The organism is Micromonospora endophytica (assembly GCF_003236305.1).
Taxonomy (GTDB): Bacteria; Actinomycetota; Actinomycetes; order Mycobacteriales; family Micromonosporaceae; genus Micromonospora; species Micromonospora endophytica.
The window spans coordinates 1-4,670 of the sequence record NZ_POTX01000343.1; the positions used below are offsets into that span (position 1 = coordinate 1).

Annotated in this window: 3 protein-coding genes and 1 pseudogene; 3 read left to right on the forward strand and 1 reads right to left on the reverse strand. The window is 71.8% G+C overall.

Annotated elements, in window-relative coordinates; all coding sequences use genetic code 11:
* The coding region (locus C1I93_RS32115) for a hypothetical protein (RefSeq protein ID WP_220039611.1) at window positions 1-280 on the reverse strand (280 nt) is incomplete at its 3' end.
* A gap of 131 nt (window positions 281-411) precedes the next feature.
* Between C1I93_RS32115 and pta the strand changes: the two genes are divergently transcribed.
* From pta to C1I93_RS28550, 3 genes and pseudogenes are all read left to right on the forward strand, one after another.
* A complete protein-coding gene (gene pta / locus C1I93_RS28540) occupies window positions 412-2,499 on the forward strand; it encodes a phosphate acetyltransferase (protein ID WP_111246360.1) in 2,088 nt (695 codons plus the stop codon).
* Window positions 2,496-3,614, forward strand: coding sequence for an acetate/propionate family kinase (locus C1I93_RS28545; protein ID WP_111246361.1), 1,119 nt, complete (start codon window positions 2,496-2,498; stop codon window positions 3,612-3,614). The genes pta and C1I93_RS28545 overlap by 4 nt, the downstream gene beginning before the upstream one ends.
* Window positions 3,615-3,704: 90 nt before the next feature.
* A pseudogene (locus tag C1I93_RS28550) lies at window positions 3,705-4,550 on the forward strand (alpha/beta hydrolase family protein); the annotation flags it as partial.
* Between the last annotated feature and the right edge of the window lie 120 nt (window positions 4,551-4,670).

The window sequence follows — 4,670 nt, forward strand, 5'->3', positions numbered from 1 at the left end:
GTGACGGCTCGGTTGTCACTGACGGCGACGGTGTTGCCGGGGCGGCCGGGAAGGCGGGCGGGGGTTCCCAGCTCTCCGACGGCTCGACGAACGGGATGATCGTTTCCGGGCGGACTGGCCCACCGGCGAAGCTGATGCCGACCATCGCTGTGTACGCCACCCCGAGCGCGCCGAGGAAGTATGCGGCCCGCCGGAACCACCGCCGTCGGCGACCACTCGGATCGACGAATACGGGGGGTGATTCCGGTACGACAGGAATGATCTGGGTTGGTCCCTCCACCCGCGCAAGTCTAGACGTGAATATCTTTCATCTTCTCGTCCGAGTGTCCTGTCCGACATGCGAGAACGGGCGGCGTCGGCCCACAGGATGGTTGCCGAGCGACGATCAACCGGACCTAGTAGGTTGGCCGCGTGGCTCGCAGCGTGTACCTCACCGGCGTGGGCACCGGCGGCGGAAAGTCGACGATCGCGCTCGGCCTCGCCGAGCTGCTCTCCCGGCAGGTGGAGCGGATCGGCGTGTTCCGGCCGCTGGTCCCGTCGACCGGACCCGATCCCATCCTCACCCTGCTCCGCGAGCGGTACCGCGTGGACCTTACCCCGTCTGAACTGGGCGGGGCTACGTATGCCGAGGCCACCGCACTCGTCTCGGACGGACGACGAGAAGAATTGATCTCCCGGTTGGTGCAACGTTACCGAACGGTGGAGCGGCAGTGTCCGGCCGTGGTGGTGGTGGGCAGCGACTTCGCCGACTCCGGCGACAGTGCCGCCCCACGTGAGCTGGCCTTCAACGCCCGACTGGCGAACGAGTTCGGCAGCGTGGTGGTGCCCGTCGTGGACGGGCGCGGCCAGTCGCCGGAGGCGATCGCGGCGGCGGCCCGTGGGGCGTACCACGATCTCGTCGACCTCGGCGCCACGGTGCTGGCGGTGATCGCCAACCGGGTGCCCGAACCGATGACCCTGCCTGACCTGCCGGTGCCCGCGTACGCGATCCCGGAGGTGCCGACCGTGTCCGCGCCGACGGTGGCCGAGGTGGCCGCCGCGCTCGGCGCGACGCTGCTCGCCGGTGACGACGCGGCCCTCGGCCGCGACGTGCTCGACTACGTCGTCGGCGCGGCGCACGTGCCGACGCTGCTGGAACACCTCACCGACGGCTGCCTGGTGATCACTCCCGGCGACCGGGACGACCTGCTGGTGGCGGCGAGCGCCGCGCACGTCGCCGGCCAGGTCTCGGTGGCCGGCCTGGTTCTCACTCTCGGTGAGCAGCCAGATCCGCGGGCACTGCGGCTCTTCGAGGGGCTGAACACCGGCCTCGCGGTGCTCAGCGTGACAAGCGACAGCTACGACACGGTCGCCGCGTCCAGCCGGATCGAGGGACGCCCCAGCGTGGCCAACGCCCGCAAGGTGGAGGCCGCCCTCGGCGCCTTCGAGGCCAACGTGGACACCGACGATCTGGCCCGCCGGCTCGCGGTCAGTCGCTCCGACCGGGTCACCCCGCTGATGTTCGAGTACGACCTGATCGACCGGGCCCGCGCCCAGCGTCGCCACCTGGTCCTCCCCGAGGGCAGCGACGAGCGGATCCTGCGCGCCACCGAGATCCTGCTGCGCCGGGGGGTGGCCGACCTCACCCTGCTCGGCCGCCCCGACGACATCGCCCGGCGGACCCGGGAACTGGGCGTCGACATCGCCGGGGCGACAGTGATCGACCCGGCGACCAGCCCGTGGCGGGACGAGTTCGCCGAGGCGTACGCGAAGCTGCGCGCCCACCGCGGCGTCACCGTCGAGCTGGCGTACGACATCGTGGCCCAGCCGAACTACTTCGGCACCATGATGGTCTCCGCCGGCCACGCCGACGGCATGGTCTCCGGTGCCACCCACACCACCGCCGCGACCATCCGCCCCGCCTTCGAGATCGTGAAGACCGTGCCGGAGGTCTCCGTCGCCTCCAGCGTCTTCTTCATGTTGCTCGCCGACCGGGTGCTGGTCTACGGCGACTGCGCGGTCAACCGCGACCCGGACGCCGCCCAGCTCGCCGACATCGCGATCTCCTCGGCCGACACGGCGGCCCGATTCGGCATCGAACCCCGGGTGGCGATGTTGTCGTACTCCACCGGCAGCTCCGGCGCGGGCGCGGACGTGGAGAAGGTCGCGGCGGCCACCGCGCTGGTCCGCCAGCGCCGGCCCGAGCTGGCCGTGGAGGGACCGATCCAGTACGACGCGGCGATCGACCCGGCCGTGGCGGCGACGAAGCTGCCCGGCAGCCCGGTCGCCGGACGCGCCACCGTCTTCATCTTTCCGGACCTCAACACGGGCAACAACACCTACAAGGCGGTGCAGCGCTCGGCCGGGGCGGTGGCCGTCGGGCCGGTGATGCAGGGTCTGCGCCGGCCAGTCAACGACCTCTCCCGGGGAGCCACCGTGCCGGACATCGTGAACACCGTGGCGATCACCGCAATCCAGGCCGCCGCGCTCCACGCGCCTGCCGAAGAGGTGTCCCGATGAGCAAGACACTCGTGCTCAACTGCGGCTCGTCCTCGGTGAAGTACCGGCTCTACGACGGCGATCGGGTGCTCGACAAGGGCACCGTGGAGCGGGTCGGCGAGCCGGGCGGCGGTCCCGCCAACCATGCCGAGGCGGTCCGCCAGATTTTGGCCGGACTGGACCTGACCGGGCTGACCGCGGTGGGGCACCGGGTGGTGCACGGCGGTCGGCGGTTCACCGCGCCGACGCTCGTGGACGACGAGGTGCTGGCCGCCATCGCCGACCTGGTGCCGCTCGCGCCGCTGCACAACCCGGCGAACCTCGCCGGCATCGCGGTGGCCCGCGAGGTGCTGCCGGACGTGCCGCAGGTCGCCGTCTTCGACACCGCCTTCCACCACACGCTGCCCGACTCCGCCGCCACGTACGCGATCGACCGGGACGTCGCGCAGCGGTACGGCATCCGGCGGTACGGCTTCCACGGCACCTCGCACGCGTACGTCTCCCGGCGCGCGGCAGAGCTGCTGGACCGCCCGTACGCCGAGATCAACACGATAAGCCTGCACCTCGGCAACGGCGCCAGCGCGTGCGCGGTCGCCGGTGGACGCAGCGTCGCCACCTCGATGGGGATGTCCCCGCTGGAGGGGCTGGTGATGGGCACCCGCAGCGGCGACCTGGACCCGACGATCGTGTTCCACCTGCGTCGGGAGGGTGGCCTCGGCGTCGACGAGATCGACGACCTGCTCAACCACCGCAGCGGTCTGCTCGGGCTGACCGGCGACAACGACATGCGCGAGGTGCTGGCCCGGCGGGCGGCCGGCGACCCGGCGGCGATCCTCGCCTTCGACGTCTACTGCCGGCGGATCACCGAGTACGTGGGCGCGTACTACGCCCTGCTGGGCCGGGTGGACGCGATCGCCTTCACCGCAGGCGTCGGCGAGCACGCCGCCCCGGTCCGCGCCGCCGCGCTGGCCGGGCTCGACCGGCTCGGCATCGCCGTCGACCCGGACCGCAACGCGGGCAGCGGTGACCGGCTCATCTCACCGGACGGCGCCGAGGTGGCGGTCCTGGTCATCGGCACCGACGAGGAAAAAGAAATCGCCCACCAAGCCCAGATGCAAGGAAGGGCCCCCTGTTAACGCCTCGTGTATAGGAAGGGCCCCCTGTTAACGCCTCGTGTATAGGAAGGGCCCCCTCTTAACAAGCGACAGCTTGTTACCGTGCGGATCATGCGCCGCGCCGCCCTAGCCGCCTCGACGATGGTCCTGCTGATGGTCTGGCTGACCGGCTGCGCGGCGAGCGGTGCGCCGGCCGGGCAGGTGGCACCGAACCGGACAGCACCACAACTGCCGTACGAGGTGGGTGTCCGGACGTTCGTCGTCGACGCCGGCTCGTCGCGCCCCCTGCCGGTGACCGTCTGGTACCCGGCGCAGGGCAGCCAGGTGGCCGGCGGACGGTTCCCGGTGGTGCTCTACAGCCACGGCCTGGCCAGCCTGCCCGAGCTGCACTCCGGGTTGACCGCCCGGTGGGCCGCCGCCGGTTTCGTGGTGGCCGCCCCGGCGTACCCGCACACCCGACGTGGCGCGGCCCACTTCTCCCGGGCCGACGTACGCAATCAACCGGCCGACGGCTGGCGGGTGATCAGGCACCTGATCCGGCTCGACCGCCGCACCGGCGACGACCTCGCCGGCCACCTGGACATGCAGCACGTGGCGGCGGCCGGCCACTCGGCGGGCGGCATCACCACGGCCGGCATGTTCACCAGCGGCCATCCGGCGAGGCTGCGCGCCGGCATCGTGATCGCCGGCGGCGGCATGGCCGGCAGCTTCGCCGGACCGAGCGCGCCCATGCTCTTCGTGCACGGCACCGCCGACTCGGTGGTGCCGCTGAGCGTCGGCCGGGCCGCCTACCGCCGTACGCCCGGCCCGGCCTACTTCCTGAGTCTGCTCGGGCAGGGGCACGGTGAGTACCTCGTCCCCGGGCGGCCCGGGTTCGCCCAGGTGCTCGGCACCACCACCGACTTCCTGCGCTGGACCCTCTACGGCGACCAGGACGCCGCCCGCCGACTCCCCACCACGTTGCAGCCGGAGTGCTTGATGTCCTTGCCGTCGCGTTCCAACACCGTGTCCCGGACGTCGCAGTTCTGGCCGGTCTTGCGCCAGTGCGGGAAACGACTGCGGCTGTAGCCGCGCATC

Coding starts and splice junctions, on each gene's coding strand:
- C1I93_RS28545 (WP_111246361.1), top strand. CDS start 2,496: ATGAGCAAGACACTCGTGCTCAACTGCGGCTCGTCCTCGGTGAAGTAC.